At 48.7% G+C, this 18,985-nt stretch carries 22 protein-coding genes; all 22 read left to right on the plus strand.

Annotated features, from left to right (window positions below; translation table 11 throughout):
* The first annotated feature begins 9 nt into the window (after positions 1-9).
* The 22 genes from OZ401_RS08060 (at position 10) to OZ401_RS08165 (ending at position 18,985) form a co-directional block, all read left to right on the plus strand.
* The gene (locus tag OZ401_RS08060) at positions 10-768 is read left to right on the plus strand and encodes a hypothetical protein (protein ID WP_341467713.1); all 759 of its coding nucleotides are present in this window, start codon (positions 10-12) and stop codon (positions 766-768) included.
* Between the two features lie 72 nt (positions 769-840).
* Complete coding sequence (locus OZ401_RS08065; RefSeq protein ID WP_341467714.1) at positions 841-1,857, plus strand: major capsid protein; 1,017 nt, start codon at positions 841-843, stop codon at positions 1,855-1,857.
* 54 nt (positions 1,858-1,911) lie between these two features.
* The gene (locus OZ401_RS08070; protein ID WP_341467715.1) at positions 1,912-2,235 is read left to right on the plus strand and encodes a hypothetical protein; all 324 of its coding nucleotides are present in this window, start codon (positions 1,912-1,914) and stop codon (positions 2,233-2,235) included.
* Entirely contained in the window at positions 2,207-2,434 is a 228-nt protein-coding gene (locus OZ401_RS08075; protein WP_341467716.1) for a hypothetical protein, read from the plus strand. Before OZ401_RS08070 ends, OZ401_RS08075 begins: the two co-directional genes overlap by 29 nt.
* A gap of 79 nt (positions 2,435-2,513) precedes the next feature.
* Positions 2,514-3,392: a hypothetical protein gene (locus OZ401_RS08080; RefSeq protein WP_341467717.1), complete on the plus strand. Its 879-nt coding sequence runs from the start codon at positions 2,514-2,516 to the stop codon at positions 3,390-3,392.
* A gap of 13 nt (positions 3,393-3,405) precedes the next feature.
* Positions 3,406-3,636, plus strand: a complete 231-nt coding sequence (locus tag OZ401_RS08085; protein WP_341467718.1) for a hypothetical protein — start codon at positions 3,406-3,408, stop codon at positions 3,634-3,636.
* 2 nt (positions 3,637-3,638) lie between these two features.
* The gene (locus OZ401_RS08090; protein ID WP_341467719.1) at positions 3,639-4,178 is read left to right on the plus strand and encodes a hypothetical protein; all 540 of its coding nucleotides are present in this window, start codon (positions 3,639-3,641) and stop codon (positions 4,176-4,178) included.
* On the plus strand, positions 4,178-4,825 hold the full coding sequence (locus tag OZ401_RS08095) for a hypothetical protein (protein ID WP_341467720.1): 648 nt from the start codon (positions 4,178-4,180) through the stop codon (positions 4,823-4,825). The genes OZ401_RS08090 and OZ401_RS08095 overlap by 1 nt, the downstream gene beginning before the upstream one ends.
* A 3-nt stretch (positions 4,826-4,828) precedes the next feature.
* Positions 4,829-5,278 (plus strand): hypothetical protein, encoded by a 450-nt coding sequence (locus tag OZ401_RS08100; RefSeq protein ID WP_341467721.1) that lies wholly within the window; start codon positions 4,829-4,831, stop codon positions 5,276-5,278.
* 17 nt (positions 5,279-5,295) lie between these two features.
* Positions 5,296-6,771 (plus strand): hypothetical protein, encoded by a 1,476-nt coding sequence (locus OZ401_RS08105; RefSeq protein ID WP_341467722.1) that lies wholly within the window; start codon positions 5,296-5,298, stop codon positions 6,769-6,771.
* The gene (locus OZ401_RS08110; protein WP_341467723.1) at positions 6,771-7,091 is read left to right on the plus strand and encodes a hypothetical protein; all 321 of its coding nucleotides are present in this window, start codon (positions 6,771-6,773) and stop codon (positions 7,089-7,091) included. Before OZ401_RS08105 ends, OZ401_RS08110 begins: the two co-directional genes overlap by 1 nt.
* Positions 7,088-7,552 carry a hypothetical protein gene (locus OZ401_RS08115; RefSeq protein ID WP_341467724.1) on the plus strand — a complete coding sequence of 155 codons (465 nt, stop codon included), beginning with the start codon at positions 7,088-7,090 and terminating at the stop codon, positions 7,550-7,552. Before OZ401_RS08110 ends, OZ401_RS08115 begins: the two co-directional genes overlap by 4 nt.
* Complete coding sequence (locus OZ401_RS08120) at positions 7,549-7,980, plus strand: hypothetical protein (protein WP_341467725.1); 432 nt, start codon at positions 7,549-7,551, stop codon at positions 7,978-7,980. The genes OZ401_RS08115 and OZ401_RS08120 overlap by 4 nt, the downstream gene beginning before the upstream one ends.
* Positions 7,977-8,441, plus strand: a complete 465-nt coding sequence (locus tag OZ401_RS08125) for a hypothetical protein (protein WP_341467726.1) — start codon at positions 7,977-7,979, stop codon at positions 8,439-8,441. Before OZ401_RS08120 ends, OZ401_RS08125 begins: the two co-directional genes overlap by 4 nt.
* Positions 8,438-9,064: a hypothetical protein gene (locus OZ401_RS08130; RefSeq protein ID WP_341467727.1), complete on the plus strand. Its 627-nt coding sequence runs from the start codon at positions 8,438-8,440 to the stop codon at positions 9,062-9,064. Before OZ401_RS08125 ends, OZ401_RS08130 begins: the two co-directional genes overlap by 4 nt.
* An 11-nt stretch (positions 9,065-9,075) precedes the next feature.
* Positions 9,076-9,330 (plus strand): hypothetical protein, encoded by a 255-nt coding sequence (locus tag OZ401_RS08135; protein WP_341467728.1) that lies wholly within the window; start codon positions 9,076-9,078, stop codon positions 9,328-9,330.
* Complete coding sequence (locus OZ401_RS08140; protein ID WP_341467729.1) at positions 9,314-10,756, plus strand: phage tail tube protein; 1,443 nt, start codon at positions 9,314-9,316, stop codon at positions 10,754-10,756. Before OZ401_RS08135 ends, OZ401_RS08140 begins: the two co-directional genes overlap by 17 nt.
* Before the next feature lie 192 nt (positions 10,757-10,948).
* Positions 10,949-11,194, plus strand: coding sequence for a hypothetical protein (locus tag OZ401_RS08145; protein WP_341467730.1), 246 nt, complete (start codon positions 10,949-10,951; stop codon positions 11,192-11,194).
* Between the two features lie 25 nt (positions 11,195-11,219).
* Positions 11,220-11,774 (plus strand): hypothetical protein, encoded by a 555-nt coding sequence (locus OZ401_RS08150; protein WP_341467731.1) that lies wholly within the window; start codon positions 11,220-11,222, stop codon positions 11,772-11,774.
* An 8-nt stretch (positions 11,775-11,782) separates the two neighbouring features.
* On the plus strand, positions 11,783-11,914 hold the full coding sequence (locus OZ401_RS08155; RefSeq protein WP_341467732.1) for a hypothetical protein: 132 nt from the start codon (positions 11,783-11,785) through the stop codon (positions 11,912-11,914).
* Entirely contained in the window at positions 11,907-16,805 is a 4,899-nt protein-coding gene (locus OZ401_RS08160) for a phage tail tape measure protein (RefSeq protein ID WP_341467733.1), read from the plus strand. The genes OZ401_RS08155 and OZ401_RS08160 overlap by 8 nt, the downstream gene beginning before the upstream one ends.
* Positions 16,805-18,985, plus strand: coding sequence for a hypothetical protein (locus OZ401_RS08165; protein WP_341467734.1), 2,181 nt, complete (start codon positions 16,805-16,807; stop codon positions 18,983-18,985). The genes OZ401_RS08160 and OZ401_RS08165 overlap by 1 nt, the downstream gene beginning before the upstream one ends.

Raw genomic sequence — 18,985 nt, forward strand, 5'->3', positions numbered from 1 at the left:
GTTTTCAAAATGCCTACCACCGCAAATGTGACCTTTAGCAATCAATACCTCACACCTGTAATGGACAGTGAGGATGCAAGGTTGATTGACGTAAACATTGTAGCGTCCCAAACCCTTGCCAGAGGGACAGTATTAGGTGAGACACTTGGCGCGAACGGTTTAGCCTATCTGAACATTACGGGCGCACCGACAGGTGGCACGTTCACCTTAACCTATGGAGCGCAGACCACAGCCGCGATTGCATATAACGCACTACCCGAAGCCATCTATACCGCCTTAGCCGCCCTATCCACTATTGGAGCAGGTAATGTGGCTGTAACCGGGACTGGTCCAATCAACCTAACTCCTATCCGGGTCGAGTTGGTAGGCGCATTGGCAAACACTGTGACCACCGCAATCACCGCAACTTCAGCAGGTTTAACAGGTGGCACTTCTCCGACTGTAGTAGTAACCACCGTCCGCAACGGGTCTGTTGGAACACCCGGCACATACAAGCCCTACAACCTTGCAAACACCGATGGAAGTCAGGTAGCCAGAGGCTTCTTGATGTACGACATAACCACTGACGCAAGCGGCAACATAACCATCACCTCGACCAGTGGACAAACCGGGAACGATTTACTGATGACCAGCAAAGCGACCCCTATGTATGTATCTGGCACTTTCTATTCCCAAGACCTAACCGGGTTTGACCCTAATGCAATGTTGACGCTCGGCGCACACCTGATTGAAGGTAACACCTCCAACGGGATTGTACGAATTGGCTAGTAAGTAGCTGAACGACACGAATTACCGGGCGCAAGTAAGTAGCTTGCGCTCTCGCACGAAAAGGAATTTAAGATGGCAACATTTTCTTATCCTACGCAATCGGAGCTAACTTTAGTCGCTCAGAACTTGCTACCCAGACTGACTAAAGACCGACCCATTTTCGATATATTTCCGACCCGTGATGTGGATGCTCACTACATTACGTGGGAGCAGCAAGACAACTATATCGGGCTTCAACAAATACGTGGTCTGAACGGAGACCCGGCTAAGGTGAAGCGAGTCGGCGCAAAACGCTATACCGCAGAACCAATGGTGTTCGGTGAGTTCCTTCGGGTTGATGAAGAAGAACTAACCATACGCCGCAGTTATGGTACGTGGAACCAACCGATTAGCATTGATGACCTTGTGATTGCTGGACAAGAGCAGCTTATGCTTCGCCAACTCGACCAGATTGAAAACATATGCTGGCAGTTGCTAACCACCGGGTCATTCAGCGTAGTTGGTCCAGACAAAGCGATAATAGCGAGTGATAGCTATACCACCCAGACCTTCACGGCTGGTACAACGTGGGCGACCACCGCTACTGCTACACCCTTGCAAAACTTTAGGTCTATCCAACTTTTGAGTCGTGGTTATAGCGTGAACTTCGGTACACAAGCCACAGCTTATATGAACCGCACGACCTTCAACTACTTAGTCGCTAATACCAACAGCGCGGATTTATACGGCAAGAGAACGGCTGGTTTGGCTACCGTGTTAGGTATCAAGGATATTAACCTTGTATTGGCAAACGAGGATTTACCACAAATCCAAATCTATGATGCTGGCTACTATGACGATACTAACACCTTCCAATTGTTTATCCCTTCTAACAAGGTGGTGGTAATCGGGCAAAGACCCGCTGGACAAAAGGTTGGAGAGTATCGAATGACCCGTAACGCCAATAATCCTAACCTTGCGCCGGGTATGTATCAGAAGGTGATTGACCAAGGCGAGGATGCAGTACCTAGAATGATTGACGTTCACGCAGGGCATAACGGACACCCTCTGCTCTTCTATCCTTCGGCTATCGTATTGATGAACGTCTAGTAAGCAGGGCGTATGCCCGGTTAATCCGGGCATATGTGCCGGGTGGAGAAAGCTATGCCTAAATACGTGGTAGCCCACTCCTTGCTAGATAAAGTAAGCCCCTTGACTGGCGATTTGCTAGTTTTTGGAGAAGTGGTTGACGAAACTGCTTTTACAGTGGAGGAGCTTGCACAATTTATCAATGCAGGGGCGATAGTGGCGCAAGGTGGTGAGGTTGTCTCGGCGCAAGCGGTGGTTGAAGAACCAGTTCAAGAACCGCTTGTCGAACAGCCCGTAATCGAGGAACAATCTGCTACACCTGAACCAGTGGTTGAGCAGGTAGTACAAGCCAATGAGGAGGCTTCAATAGATGGCAGCGACCCTACAGTACAAAGTTAAGCACACTATGTTGAGCAGTGTGAAGAACGCAAAAGACCCGGAGAGCAATCACCGGGAAGGCGACATAGTGACGATGGATGAACTAGGCGGCGTGGAAGTGGTAAAGCGATTGCTTGAATTAGGGGCAATCGAGAGTTACGTTGACGTAAATGCGTTGGTTCAAAAAGAGCTTGCGGCTGCAAGTGGTGATAAGAAGTAATAACCAGTAGCTAGAGCTACCACACGATTAAAACCGGGTGAGAGGAAACTCTCACTCTCGCACGAAAAAGAGCGTAAAAATGGCACAAAAGCTATTTGTAAAAGGGCGTGAAGGTTTCGGTACTGGCACTGTAACTACCGGGTCGGGTACGTTCAAAGCGCGATTGCTCACCCTTGCCACTACCGCAAACCTTGTCAAAGCAATCACGGCTTGTACTGGCGCAGCTTCACCGATTACCTTGACCGTTGGCTCGACTACAGGTTGGGCGAACGGTAACTATGTGTTAGTGCGTGGCATAACCGGCAACACTTGCGCCAATGGTGTATGGGTGATTGCCAACCTAACAGGCACTACCTTTGACCTACAGACCGTCCCACGCATAGGTGGGGCGCAACTTGCTTCTACCGGGAATGGTGCAGCCACAGTAACCAATGCTACGGTTACGAACCTCTCGTTATCTTCCGCTTCCACCGACCTATCAGCAGCCGCAGGTGGCAGCACCGACCAGACCCTTACATCGGTTGGCATTACCAACGGTATCTTCACATCGGCTAACCCTTCGTGGGCGAGTGTGGCAGCTAACACTGTGATTGATGCGATTGCCGTATTTCAATCAGCCCCGACTGATAGGCTGGTTTACATCACGGACGGGAAGATACAGGTTCGAGTCGATGCGGCGGCTTCAACTTCTGCTACAACCTTATTTGTCGAACCGCTCTATGCGCCTATACCAAACTCGTCAACCATCCCATTGAGCAACGGAGTGGTAGCCACCTTGACCGCAGGGGCGAACGCTGGCGACACCTCCTTAACCGTGAGTGCGTTATCGGCTGGCGTAGCAATCGGGCATACAGGTGACGTAGCTTTTACCAACGGTGGCTTACCTGTGACGCTCGGCTCACAACCGACCACCTTCAACTACACGGTTGATGCGACTAATGGTTGGTTCTTACTGTAAGGAGAAGCGATAAATGGGTAATAAAAGGGAGCATATGAGCAATCAATACTTTGTGAGCTACCTTGCTAATCCCCAAGAGGATGCGACGGTAGCCGCTTCTCTACCATTCCATTTAGTTGTGACCATCCAACCTACGGGGGACGTGGTGAGCGATATTTTGACCGAGCTAGAAAAGTTACATATTAACCAGCGACTTACTCTAATTAGCTTCCAAGCTATCCGGGCGCAACAAGGAGACAACTAACAATGGCTTACGGTTGGTTCATTTGTCCAGCAATCCTAACTCCTAATCGCAATGGAGCAGGGTTTCCACCTGATATTCAGTGTGGGATGCAGAAGTATAACGACCAGATAGTGGCAGATAATCCGGGAGCGGTTAGTGAGAATTGGGCTGAGTCGGAGCAAGCCTACAAACATTTTATCGTCAAGGTTCGCGCTACCCAGACCACGCTTGATTTAATCAATGCCGATACCGGGTTTATCTTCTTCACGGCTTCACTTGATAGCTTGATAACCCAAAGCAATGCCGCCTTGACTACACTTGAGAACAAGCTCACCGCAGCCTATCCGAACGGGCTTGGTATCCCTTTAGCCGATATACAAGCGACCTTCGGTAGCACTGGCGCAAGTGTGAGGACGCATACTTACCGAGAGCTTCTTAACTTTATCGCAAACTACCCAAGAATTATACCAACGTGGGATGGGACTCAGTTTGTGTTCGATACGGTTAATGGGGCAAAAGCCGTGTGTCAATCCATTCTAACAGTTGACAGTCGGGTGGTGTAATGGCTTTTCCGACCACAGGAGTGCTTGACAATTTTACCGGGACTGATGGGACAGCTTTACCTACTTACTCGGCTAATTGGGGTGGCTCATTTTTCGGTGACACAAATTTACAAATCCTAACCAACACTGCCAACTGCCCATCAGCCTCATGCGGTAATTACTGGCAAGCAACACAATTTGGTCCAGACTCGGAAGCCTATGGCACTATTGCCCTTACTACACCAGACGATGGCTTCAGGCTATTTGTGCGATGTGGTGGAACAAGTCTAAATACTGCCCTAAATGCGTATCAGGTTAGAGTTGGAAACGTCAATCAAACAACCTTGCAAATAAGTAGAACAGACGCAGGGACAACTACCGTATTAGGGGCGAATATAGCTATTACTGCTCTTGGGGTCGGAGATATGCTCGGCATATCGGTAGTAGGTAACACCATAACAGCTTATATCAACTATGCGTCTGGTGGTGGTTGGGCTTCGGTTGGTAGTAGAACTGACTCGACCTACAGTGCTGCCGGGTATATCGCACTTGAAGAATGGCATACCACCGCTAACTATGGACTTGATAATTTTGGTGGTGGAACGGTAGTAGCGATACCCTTGCTCAATATAGACCCGATTATGCAATCAGCAGTTTACAGGATGTGATAAATGGCGCGTGGTAAATACAGCTATTCAATGTCGGCTCAAACGGTTAGTACGGCTATAACCATATTGGAAATAACCGCACCCTCGACTAACGCCTTGATAATTCATCGGGCTTGGATATTTGCGGCAACGACTACAGCAGGAGTGGTCGAAGTTCAGCTACTTAGAAAATCGGCGGCTTGTACTGGCACAGCCTCCCCGCCTACTCCTGCACCACTGGACGCAAGCGCCGCATCTGGCGCAACGGTTCGCTGGAAAGCTACAGCCGAAGGAACGGCGGGAAACATTCTTTACGACTCCGGTATGCGGTTAGACGGGGGCGAGTGGGTTTATCTGCCTGTACCAGAAGAACGGATTATCGTGCCACCGAGCGGGATTATTGCGTTAAAGTTTGCGACCGCACCAGCCAGTACGAATTTCAGCGCGGGTATCATTTACGAAGAATTAGGCTAGAACCTTAGAGGGACGCTATGCCTGTATATCGCCCGGTTACAACTCACCAACCGACTAGACCCGATATTGCCGTTTTATCGGGAACGGCTACGCTGACGATAACAGGCACAGGGTTAGTCGAAGCCGAAAGTTACGGGGTCGGGATTGCGCTCGGCTCAATCACTGCTACCGGGATTGGGCTACAAGAAGCAGATAGACCGGGCGTTGGTAGTAGCACTTTTACAATCACAAATAGCGGGACTGGACTAAGCGAGAGCGAGAGACCCGGCGTAGGCACTACTTCCTTAATCGCACCTGTAGCGGGTGACGGTTTACAGGAAGTGGAGAACTACGGGGTCGGCGCAATCGCTCTGGTAGCACCTGTTACGGGTGATGGCTTACAAGAGAGCGAGAGACCCGGAGCGGGTCAAGCACTCGGCGCAATCACTGTAACCGGGATTGCGTTACAGGAGAGCGATAGACCGGGCGTTGGTAATAGCACCTTAGTAGCACCTGTTACGGGCTATGGCTTACAAGAAGCAGGTAGTTACGGGGTCGGAGCAGACAGCCTAGTAAGCACCCCGACTGGCTACAGTTTACAGGAAGCCGATAGACCGGGCGTTGGGATTGCAATTGGCACAATCGCTACATCCGGGACGGGATTGCGGGAAGCAGATAGCTATGGCGTAGGAGTAGCTTCATTATCAAGTGCTACCACTACCATAACCGGGATTGGCTTACAGGAGACCAATACTCACGGGGTCGGCGCAATCAGTCTAGTAGCACCTGCCACCGGGATTGGATTAGTCGAAACCGATAGACCGGGAACAGGCAATAGTACCTTTACAGTAACCATAACCGGGTCTGGATTGCAAGAGACCACCTATTACGGGGTCGGCAATGCTTTAGGCTCAAATACTGTAGTAGGCATAGGGCTAAGAGAAGCGGATAGACCGGGCGTTGGTAGCACTGCTCTTATACCAACTTCTACGGGGGTCGGGTTAAGCGAAGTCGAGCGGTACGGCACAGGTTCAATCAGCTTGTCTATGACCGCAAGCGGGGTCGGGGTAAATGAGGGTGATAGACCGGGAGCAGGAGCAGCGCAAGGGGCAATCACCGATTTAGGCACTGGCAATCAGGAGACCACCTATTACGGGGTCGGAAACGCAAGCGCGGCTGGTGTATCAACCGGGTCTGGTTTGAGGGAAGCGGAACGGTCTGGGATAAACGGCAACACTTCGCAGACCATAACCATTACGGGTGTATCACTTGACGAGCTAAGGATAAACGGGGTCGGTGTAATCACTTATGTGGTATCTGGCGCAATCGGTAAAGGATTACAGGAAAGCGATAGACCCGGAGCGGGGCAAGTAAACCTAATCCTTTACACAGCCAGTCAGCTTAACACCGTTGGAATGAAGAACGTCACCGGGACGGTAGGCGAGAGCTTAACCAAGACCTATACCGGGAGTGTGGTAATCAGTAGTGGCACAAATCAGAAAGAAACACCGTAATGTCGGATTTTACTATTAGAAAAGGCGACACATTACCGATACTACAAGCCACCTTAACTACTGCCAGTGGAACAGCAGTGGATTTAACCAATGCCACTTCGGTATCGCTAAATATGCGTCTAGCTGGCACAACTACGTGGCTGACCAACGCTGCCACGATTGTAGCACCTGCCACAAATGGAGTAGTGCAAGCGCAATTAACCAGTGCGAACACTGCTACGGCTGGATTGTACCTTGCCAAATGGGTAGTGACTTTTGCGGGTGGTAACACCGAGACCTTTCCAAGAAGATATTTTGCAATTGAGGTAGCTACATTATGAGCGTAGAGGATGAGCAGCTAAAAGACCTAATAGTGCTAACCGTCAATGATGTAGCGGGTGGAGTGGTGGAGAGCAACATAACCTTGATTTGGAATATGTATGCCGACAAGGGCAAGATAGCCAATGCGCCGAGATTGCAATACTACTACGCGCTGAAACACGCCATACAGGTAATGATGGGTTCGGTTAGGGCTAAGGTGAATATAGTAGTAGGTCAGCAGAAAGCGGAATACAGTTCACAGTTTACCAACCTGAAATCAATGCTTGATGACACGGTGAGAGAGATTGCGAAAATCGAGAAAGAAGCAAGGGTGGTTCGTTCTCCTGCCATTGCAGCCCTTACCAACGTCAACCCGATTACGCCGAATAGTGACCCAAGAACTATCAACCTACCAGACCCGAATGACAGGCAATTGCGAGGAGACCCGTTATTACCTACTGATAGACGAGGGCAGATATGAGTCTGTTAATAACCAATAATCCGGGAATAAAGGCTTCGATTTATCGGGGAACACCCTTGCAATTGGTTTACGGAGCGGTGGACGTAAATGTGCAACCTTTTTATCAAGTGCAATTCGATGTGCCGATAATCGGAGCTAACATACCAGCAGCCAACCCGCCTACTCATACGATGTACCTTGACCTACCTGCCAGCCAAGCTACTTTTGCGCCGAGAGTGTTAGAGGACGCAGTATATGTAACAGGTAGCACTGGCGGCAATTTGGACGGTTATTACGCCATTGTAAAGTACGGTGGCGCATTTATCGGGCTGGACGGTGGTCTGAACCATATGACACTGCTAACCAGATATTTAGGCGTAAAGAAGGCTGGCGATATAACCGGGATTGATAATAGCGGCAATGTGATTATCAGGACGGGTGGACGATGATTAGCTTTACAGTGGATACCACACAACTTGAAAAGACCGTCTTAAAGGTCAAAGGAAAGCAAGCAAAGTGGTCAAAAGAGTACCTACCCAGACTGGCAGCACTGATAGCGGCTGATGCCAAGTATGAGGTACAGGTAGAAGCACCTGTGAGGAGCGGCGTGTTACAGCGCGGGATTAGCACTCAAATAAAACTAGGTGCGACCAGTGCCACCATAAACGGCTACAGTTCAGCACCCTATACCCGGTTCGTGATTGAGGGTACAAGACCACACATTATCAGAGCGGTAAACGGGAGAGTATTGCACTGGCAAAGTGGTGGAGAAGATAGGTTTGCCGCCTATGTCCATCATCCGGGAACGAAACCGAACGACTTTGTAGAGCGAGGTTTGAGGAAGATTGAGCCATTGGTAGAGGAGCATATGCGCCTAGTCGGTGAGGAGCTATTGGATTTTAACGTATGAGCGCAGAAGCTACAAAAAGATGGCTACTCGGTAGGTTTACCAGTAGCTTGACCGCAGCGCCAGTGACGTATCCACAAGACGCTTGCGCCGGGATATTGTACAACGCTGGCAGAACCAGTGCGAATACTACGGTGTATAAGGACGCGCCGAACCTTGAATTAAATCTGGCGGGTGGGTCGCTGGCAATCATCTTAAACGATACAGAGGAGTCAGAAGAACCCTTGACCTATGGTGGGGCATACGGACAGAACCTTAATACCAGTGACTTTATGCTAGAGGTGTATTGGATAGCAGATTTCACGGGAGACCCGGTTCACAGCGTGTCACCAGCCTACACTTCGCAAGCGGTGAGCGACCAGTATTTTAGGAAGCTACTTGAGGCAATAAAGCAGACTTTGCGCCTTGCTACCTATGTGCTATTGAGCAATGGGGCGCAAGTGCAAGCGCAGAACTGGAATTTAGTTGACCCAGACAGTGGACAGTTGAGTACCTTGATGGGTGAGCAATACCCGATGAAAACCTACAAACAACCTGCTAGGCAAGGTGAGAATAGCAACAATCTGGTATATGCCGCTCTAATCGAGTTTGGATACAAAGAGACCTTGAGACCTATCGGCAATTAGAGGAGCGGCGTATGAAATTAAAATTTATTGGAACCAGCGACTATTACTTCCCGGATATGGCAAATGCCGATTGGGAAGGCGGCGATGAAAGCGAAATTCAGAAGCGATTGCTAACCGGGTTATGGGTAGAGGATAAGCCAGTGGTGGAGACAACAGTGGTCGAGAAACCAACGGCGACACCTCCTCAACCGACTGTGAAACCCGTAGTACCTGCAATACCTGTTACTACTGATAAAGGAGTAGAAGACAATGGCAATAGGGAGTAGAAGACAAACAAACTTTATCAATGAAAGTGCCGGGTGGGGAGCAATTAACGCTACGGTTCAGACCGCTTCAATTGCCACTGCCACCTCACTATTGATAAACAACACGGGTGGAGCTACCTATGGCGTACCGAACGTAGCAGTAGGTATGACAGTTTACTTTCAGGATGGCACAGGTGAGCCACCTCGCCTAATCAGTGCTATAACCGGGACAACCGTACTAACTTTAACAGTGCCAGCGATGACCTTTGCTCACGCTGTAAATGCAGCAGTTTGGATTGATTACGCGCCTAACACGGCGTTACTGCTATCTAGCTTGAGCGTCAATCGCAATCCGAAGAACTGGTCGGATACACCTTACTCTGGCACAAGGGCTAAAAATATCTTCCGTGTTCCGGGTCGGTTAGAAGTAACCGGGACGATGGGCTATATGCTTAGACCGAACGTAAATGTGCCGATACTGGTAAAGGCATTTGGACAGGACAATCAAGGTGTAATAGGGACAGTGCCGGGAACACCTGTAACCACTACCTTGAACGGGGCAACCACTGTCGGGGCGACCACCGTTATAGTAACCAGTGCTACGGGCTTGATTGTTAACACAATTATTCAGATTGATACCGGGACGAGCGCAGAGTGCAGAAAGATTACCAACGTAGCTACCAATACGCTCACACTGGACGTAGCCTTGAACAATGCTCACGCCAACTCGGTAGCAGTAGCTAAGGTGATTGCGCCCTACACTCACACCATACCGAGCGCAAGTTCGAACCTTGATAGCATCATACTTGAGGACTATGTACCTTATGATGACTCGACCCAGACCACCAAAATAACCACCAATAGCTACTTCATACCGGGCATTATCTTTAGCAAGCTGACGGTGAACGCGCCGACCACGACTGGTATTCAAATCTCGGCTGATTTTACAGCGCAAGACAAACAGACGAACACTGCCAGCAGTGGTATAGCCATCCCGAATGAAGCGACCTTTACCTTCAATCAGGAGAGCGTGTTAGTCAACGGGACTCAGAATATGAGAGTGACGGTAGGTAAGTTTGATTTCACCAACGACCCGCAATCACGCTATACCAAGAGTGGCACACTCCGACCCTTTGCGATTAAAGCGGGTATGCAGGAAGCAAAGGGGGAGCTTGATTTCTACGAGGATGCGGCAACGCAAGCGACCTTCTGGGCGAACTTTACCGCAGCCACACCATTGGCATTGATATGGAAGGTAATTGATAGCATCGGAGAATACATCCAAATCGCATTTCCTAAAATCGTTCTCGATACTTGGAGCGATGGAGACTTCTCACCTGCCGACTTGATTGATGCTAAATCGGCTTGGACAGCGCAATTAGATTCGGGGGCATCCAACGTGCAAGCGACCTTGACGGTAGCAAATGCACAGTACCTACCTTATTAGAGGATAAAAAAAGACCGTCCGGGTTAGGGAACGGTCAGTGGAAGAACTTGGATTCAGTTTTATCTATTACCAGTTGATTTTTAATAGGTTTGTGGGAAATCCACAAGACAATTATAGCCAGAGTGTTATTTTTTTTCAATATGGTGTTCACATAGATAAACGTTATGTTAACACCGATAAAGGAGAAATGGGATGGCTAAGAGCTTTACCCATAACACGAACGCAGGTGGGGGCAATGCCACGTTGGTAGTAGGCGGCACTGCTACCGAGCAAGCGCAAGCCCACAGCGACATACAGGATGGGATTTTTTGGACTTACTTACCAGTGATGACCAAGATAAATTCCACGACTTGGCAATTCCCGGCTGTAGCTTCCAAGACTGGACACGTCAATCAGTGGTTAACCAGTGGAGTAGCTAAGAGCTACACCATTAACTAATCGGCAATTAAGAGAGGATTGAAAGATGAATTACCGCAAGAACAGCATTGTAACCTTGCAAAACTTTCCGGGTGACGAAACACCGGGAGAAAATTGGGTCAAGCTACAAAAGCCCACCGGGGAGCATATGTTGCAATTCCTTGACCTGAACGGAGCGGTGAAAGAGGTCAACGGGGTCGAAATGCAATTATCTCAGACCGATGCGATGCTGATGATAATCCCTTCTTGCATACTTGGCTGGTCGTTCACCGATTACGAGACCGGGCAAATATACCCTGCCACCTATGAGAACATCAAGGGCTTAGAAGCCAGCGATTTTAACTATCTGATAGCCGAGTTTGGCAACCTACTCAACACTGCTAAAAAGCTAGAACCAGCCGCGATAGGCACACCACGCACTGATTTAACGGCAACGGAAAAAAACTCATCCTTGCCGCTTTCATCCAACGAGAGCGGACAATCCGAGACCAGCGACAGTTCATTACCGACAATCCCGGAAAGACCGTCAGAGGATGGGAAATCCCCAGAGTTTGGTATCCCTGTCACGGAGGAGTCAAACGCGACTGTAGCGGGTGGCTAGGTGATTTAGTGCTGGCTGAAAAGTGGCACATCCCGCCTTGGCAGGTAGCAGACCGAAAGCCCGTCGCTACTTGGAAGGTGGTCTATAGGCTTTTGGAAATGTTTCTCGCGCAAGTGCAAAGCGAAGTAGGTTATGGCTAGTTCGACAAGTATCTTTTCATTACAGGTTAAGAGTGAAGGACTAGAGAACCTAAACATTCTAGCCGAGACACTTGAGGGCTTAAAATCCAAAGCGCAAGGGTTTGAGGCTGCTACCAAGAATATGAGTAGCAGCCTATCCATCACCAAGAGTATCACCACTGAAACCGCGACCAGCTTACAACAGCTTGGACAACACGCAAGCACCGCAACAACCGGGATTGGAAACCTTCACGGCTTCACCTTGAATTTACACGCGCCATTAGAACACCTTGCCTTTTTAGCGCGAGAAGCGGGAACGGCTTTATTAGAGCTTGGCAAACAAGGTGCGGAAGGGTTGATACATGTCGGAACCGAAGTAGTCTCCTTAGCGGGTGATTACGAAGCCAATATGAACCGCTTGAAGTTCATCACGGGCGCAACCGCAGACCAGATGACGCTACTAAGCTCAAAAGCGGTAGAGATAGGTAAGACCACTACCTTTAGCAGTAAATCAGCCGCAGAGGGTATGGCTGAACTGGCGCAACGGGGCTATAACGTGCAACAGGTTTATGACCTGATTACACCCGCCGCGAAAGCGGCAATGACCAATAACGTAAGTCTAGCCCAAGCAGCCGAAGGCTTGACCACCGTATTGCACTCAATGGGCTTACAAAGCACCGATGCCACTCACGCATTGGATGTAATGAGTCGAGCTAGTCAAATGGGCGCATTGAACTTTGCGGATTTCCAAAAAGCAATGGCGAACGTGGGAACGGTAGCCCATAGCGCCCACCAGAGTTTTGAGGAGACCACCGCTGCCCTTGAGGGTATGGTCAACACTGGTATGTCGGCTGACCGCGCCTCGCAAGCCCTTCGCTTCACCTTAGTCTCACTTGAGAAACCTAACAAGCAAGCCGCCGAAATGTTCAAAGAGTTGGGTATCAACATTTATGACGCAAGCGGCAATATGCTTCCCTTCTCCACCCTTGTAGATGAAGTCCAGAAGAAAACCGCAGGGATGACCGAAGCCCAACGCAACTTCTCGATGGCAACGATGTTTGGGAAGAACGGGCTACTGGCAATGAATGCAGCGATGCAAGCCAGTGTGCAAGTTACCGATGCCACCGGAACACACATCCTACACGGAGCAGACGCTCTTAAATACTGGACTACCCAACTAGAGAACAGCAATGGAACGGCTCAGAAGGCTACCGATACCATTATGTCCGGGTTCAATGCCAGCTTGAAGAATATGAAAGGTTCTTTGGAAGAAGCGGCAATAGCGGTAGGACAAACCTTGCTACCGGGATTAACCAGTCTGGTAAAGGGTGTGACGGAGGGTATCAATAAGTTCATTGACTTTGAGATGAAAACTCATCTAGTCGGGAACACCTTAAAAGCGGTAGGGGATTTGATAGGCGCGTTCGTCAAGCCTGTCATAGATGCGATTAGCAAAATGGTGGAGAGCATAGGGAACGGCGCAAGCTCTATGAACGGCTTTATGAGCGTGTTTGAGAGCTTAAAGCCAATCTTTAGCGAAATAGGGCAAGCCATAGGCACTACCATCCAGAATATTGTCGGCTACATCCAAATCATAGTCGAGGCTATTCAGAGCAATATGCCAGCAATCCAGAAGCTAGGCAATGCAATCGGGGATGTTTTCAAGCTAATCGGGCAAGCCGTTGGCGAGGTGGTTAAGTTTATCTCACAGAATATGGACACCTTCATATCCATATTTACCAGTGTGGCGAACATTATCGGGCAAATAGTAACGGGAATTATTGCAGTGTTTGAAGCCTTAAAACCTGCTTTAAGCACTGTATTTGATTGGATAGCTTATGCACTAGGAAAAGTCAACGAGGCGATTGCAATCTTCGGGGTGGCGTGGGATAGAGCAGGTACTACCGTCAAGCAAATATCCTTCCTAATCGAAATGGCATTTACACAGGTTCAGAATTGGATAATTGATGCCATAAACGGGATTATCAGAGGGATAAACACGCTCATTGATGGAATGAACATTGTCGGGGGAGCGGTAGGTATCCACATTGATAAAATCGGGGAACTTGAACACGCCGCTTTCAATGCCGAGGAGTCGCTTAACCGTCTAGGTTTGGCTGGTAATGATGCCGCAGGTGGTCTGGACAAGTCAAGCTCGGCAAGTTATGTGGCAGCGCGGGGCTATGATGCGGCTGGTAATTCTGCTAACAATGCCACCAATGCCATAAAGAATTTGACTTCTGCTCTAGGTAATTCATACACCTTCCCGCAAAATTCCAGTAGCTTACCGGGTAGCAGTGCAGACGAAAACCCGGAAGACGGTTCTGGTCCAATAACCAGCAGTTCCACGAAAGCCAGTGACCCCTTACAAACAGCGTTGGATTTAGCTTCCAAGCTGGCTGATGTAGGTAAGAAAATATCCGAACTAAATTCCTTCTCAGGAGTTAGCGCGGAAGCCTTAGCCACCTTCAACGGCAATATGCAACAAGTGGTGCAGGACTTTGTAGCCTCAGCAATGTACTTCAATTCCCAAGCCTTAAAAGGTGCAGCCGATTACCTTGAGACCGCAAACAAGGTCGCTGACGTAATCGGGAAGATGGCAGACGGGCTAAATAAGCTACGGGATTACCAATCCATTTCCTACGACCACATACAAGCCTTTATGGGTGACGCTCAAATAATGGTTGGGGCTTTTATGCAAGCGGGATTCCGCTTCTCGGTAGAAATGCTTCAAGCAGCCATCCTATTTTCAAGTGCCGTGTCGCAGGTAGGAGAGGCTATTGGAAAGATGGCAAATGGGTTATCCGGGATTGGCAAGTATAGCTCGGCTAGCCGAGAGTCAATGTATGGGTTTGTCGGCGATGCGAGGATTATTGTTGACCTGTTTGTAAGCGCGGGATATTCCTTCTATGGCGATATGCTCAAAAACGCCACCTTATACAGCGATGCCGTAGGTAAAGTCGGAGATGCTATTGCGAAGATGGCAAACGGCTTGACCGCACTTAGCAAGTATAGCTCATCCAGCCAGATAGCAATGTACCTGTTTGCTCAAGACGCGAAGATTATTACCGGGATATTTGCCAGCGCGGGCTATGAGTTTGCTACCGGGATGCTCACCAATGCCAACAACTACAGCGACACGGTAGGCAAGGTCGGTGACTCTATCGGGAAGATGGCAAACGGACTAACCACCCTTAATAACTACAGTTCGTTATCGCTCCAACAGATTTACTTCTTCACTCAGGACGTGCGATTGGTCACGGCAGCATTTGTCAGTGTCGGCTATGAGTTCAATACCCAAATGCTTACCAGCGCCGATGGCATTGCGACCACAACGAGCAAGGTAGCCGATGTTCTCGGAAAGATGGTCACAGGGCTAACAGCCGTTGGGGATTACGGGTCGGTATCCATACAGCAGATGAACTACTTCATCGAGGATATGCAGACAATCACCGAAGGGTTTGTCGTTGCCGGGAGCGAGTTCAATACCCAAATGCTTACCAGTGCTGATGGCTTTTCTTCTACGGCTTCAAAAGTGGCTGATGCTATATCTAAGGGAGTAACCGGGTTAAGCGCAATCGGTGGTTCTGGCTCATTGTCAGTACAGCAGATGAACTACTTTATTGAGGACATACAGACAATCACCGAAGGGTTTGTCAATGCCGGGAATGGGTTCTCCACCAAAATGCTTGCCAGCGCGGACGGATTTTCTTCTACGGCAAGCAAGGTGGCTGATGCTACGGGCAAGGGCGCAACCGAACTGGTCAAGCTCAACGACTATATTCCCGTAAGCCAGCAAGCAATCCGGGATTTTGGCGCAGACCTTGTATTGATAGTAGCTCAATTTGTGATTATGGCTAGCCAATTCAAGACCGATGGCTTAACAGCCGCAGGTATATTCAGTGACAACGCCAGCAAGGTAGTTGATGCAATCGGGAAGGGCGCAACCGGGTTCGCTGCCTTACAAGGGTATAGCGGCATACCAAAGGAAACGATGCAGAAGTTCATCGCCGACCTACAGATAGCAATCCAACTGACGGTACAAATGACCGCAAATATGAACACGCAAATGTTTACGCAAGTGCAAGCATTTGGTGAGGCAGTGGACAAGCTATTCACGGGCTTCAAGAATGCGGTGGAGACCTTCACGCTATTGGGCGATGCGAAATATACGGGTGCGCCAGAGAAGGCAATCAGGAGCTTGATTGCGGGTATCAGCTTAACCGTAACACTGGCTGGTCAAATGGCAGACCAGACCAGTAAGGATTTAATGGCAAAAACCAGCCAGTTTGGGGAGGCGATTAAGCAGATATTTGACGGGCTAAAGAGTGCGTTGGATACCTTTACAGGCTTGACCAATATGCCAGAAACACCCGCCGATAGGATTAAGACCTTACTCAGTGGCATACAAAGCGCGATTGAGCAGATGGCAGCGATGAACGAGAGAGCCAACAACCTACTAGGTTTGGCTTTGAGCTTTGATGACAAAATGCAGAGAGCGGCAACAGCCATCACAGCGGGTCAAAATGCCGTTGCTATGGCAGGTGTGCCGAGTGGTGCGCCGAGCGGTAGCAGTGGTGCGGCAAGTGGCAAGTTTACAGGTGGGGCTTGGATGGGTCGCGCTACGGGTGGCACTGCTTTTCCTTACTTTATGGCAGGGGAGAACGGAGCAGAACCTATCTTTTTAGGAGCGCAGAACGCTTATGTAATGAACAATTCGATGGCACAGAGCAGGGGATTAGTGGGTGGCAATGGTGGCAGCACATCCAACCATCAAACTATCAACATAACTTTGAACATAACCGAGAGCAAAAATGCCAGAGCTACCGGGAAGGAAGCGAAAGACCAAGTTTTGATGGCATTAGGACAGAGGTCGGCTTTACTGGCAAGTCAGGGAGGAATAGCTAACTAATGCTGGACTTAGAATTTTGGAGACCAGAACCGAGCTTTTTAGTACCGACAGGTGGTAGCACCTTGATACCGCTCAATGCGTCTTGGGGCGGCAATAACATAACCTTCTCAGTTTTGGATGACCAGACTTTTGATTTAGGAAGTCAACCACCAGACTTATTGCAAGCGGGTGGGAGCGGTCGGTATGGACAAGATATTTATGCTTACACCCGGAAGGACAGGCAAATACAGTTTACCTTATTCGCGCAAGCGGTAGCGGGTGGTGGTAACACGGCAGCGCAAAACTTGAAGCTCGGTGTATGGGCTTTACAAAGCACGTTGGTAGAAGCTACTCAATATAACGCTTCATCGGCAATCCACAATACGGGGCAAGTGCTAGGACAGCCGCTATTTTTGAAGTATCAACCTGACAATACTAATGCAGTGTATTTTTGGGTAAAGAGCGGGGCAGTTGACCTAAGCCAGTTCGATAGCCAGATTAGATTGCTACAAAACACTGCTTATGTACCTATTACACTCATAACCAGTTATGCGGCTTATGGGGATGTATCTTGGCTATACAACCTTGTACCGAACGGGGCATTTTCTAACGGTACGGATAATACGGCTTTTAACTGGACAGTGGTGGCAGGTAGTTCAACTGAATTTAACATAGTGCTTGCTACAGACCGTCAAAGCTATTATGCGAATGGCTCAACGGCTGGTGGGACGCTTTATATGAGTGCTGAACAAGCGTGGGGCTATTCAACCGATAGTCCATTTAGCTTGCAATGGACAAGCCCAACATTGGCAGCAGGTTATACCAGCATTGTAAGCCAAACCGTTTTTCTTAATGCCTACTCTACAGGGGATTTGTATTGGCTATCGTTTGAGTATAAGGATAACCAGTTTAATTCTGGCTTTATGCGAGTATATCTTGAATACTCCAATAATGGAACTACCGGCTGGACTAGCACCGGGACAACCATATCATTAGGTAACTCCCCAAACTGGACTAAATTCAGTTGGAATAGTGCAGTCGTTCAATCAACTTTGACGCTTGGAAACGCTTATTTAAGAGTGAGGATTGAGGGTAATAAAAACATTGTCGCGGGTAGCACTGGACAGATTAGGAAGGTAGCTTTATGGCACTTTCCAGCCACATTGCCGAGCAGTTTTGTAAAACTTCCCGTTGAGTATGTGGCGCAATCCACCACACAGCGTAGTCCGGCAGTATTGGTAAACTTGCAAGGTAATTTAGAGACCAATGCAATGTTGTTCGTTGCTAATCCTGTAACCAATGTTGGCGATACGAACAGTTTTGCTCATTTAGGGGCAGTGTATCAACAGTTGACATTAGGGGCTAGGAAAGTGCAAGGCGCGTCTATCTCCTTATACTCAAATCCTAATGCTACTGTTACCATTGCTTCAAATGCTACATCAAGTCCAGCATTATCAACCCTATTAAATGGCTTCTTCGATTTTGAGCCACGTCAATATAGGGTGCTATTGCAGATTACCACCGATTCTACGTGTGGAATACTATTTGGTTCTCTATCTTATAGTAGCTTTACAGGTCAAAATCTGACAACTATTGTACCTAATCCTTCATTGGTAGAGATACCGAACACAAGTAGCACAAGTACCTTTGTGGATTGCGGGACGGTCACTATTCCACAGCAACGTCTTTCTATCAGTATTAACAGTACCAGTGCAAACTCTTACATAGCACCATATATAAATTTCACTCGATTAGCTTCTTCATCCCCTCTAGCTACCGTGATAAATATCACCCTTACTTCAATTTATTTCATCCCGGCAGACCAACAGTTTTGGGCTGATATTAGATTTCAAGGTCTTACTATATCAGGTACTAACGGGGTGTCTGGTTGGGCGGCTAGTCCTACCTACCAAACCGGGCATAGGAACTTAGTAATCAATTCACTATTTTTAGAGCATTCAAACCTATGGCTAGATAGCACAGATAACAAAGGCACAAACTCTACCATCTTAAATCCAGCCTATACCTTAAACCCTATAAGGCTATATCCCTCGACTGTGACAAACCCTGCTCCAATGATGATAGGTGGCGCAATCAGGCAAGCGGATATTTCAGGGGCGCAGGGATTGCCTCAAAACAGTTTGGTTGACAATAACCCGGTGTTATATGGGGTCGCTTATTGTCCAGCATATGAGTTTTAA

The sequence above is a fragment of the Candidatus Chlorohelix allophototropha genome (genome assembly GCF_030389965.1).
GTDB classification, from domain to species: domain Bacteria; phylum Chloroflexota; class Chloroflexia; order Chloroheliales; family Chloroheliaceae; genus Chlorohelix; species Chlorohelix allophototropha.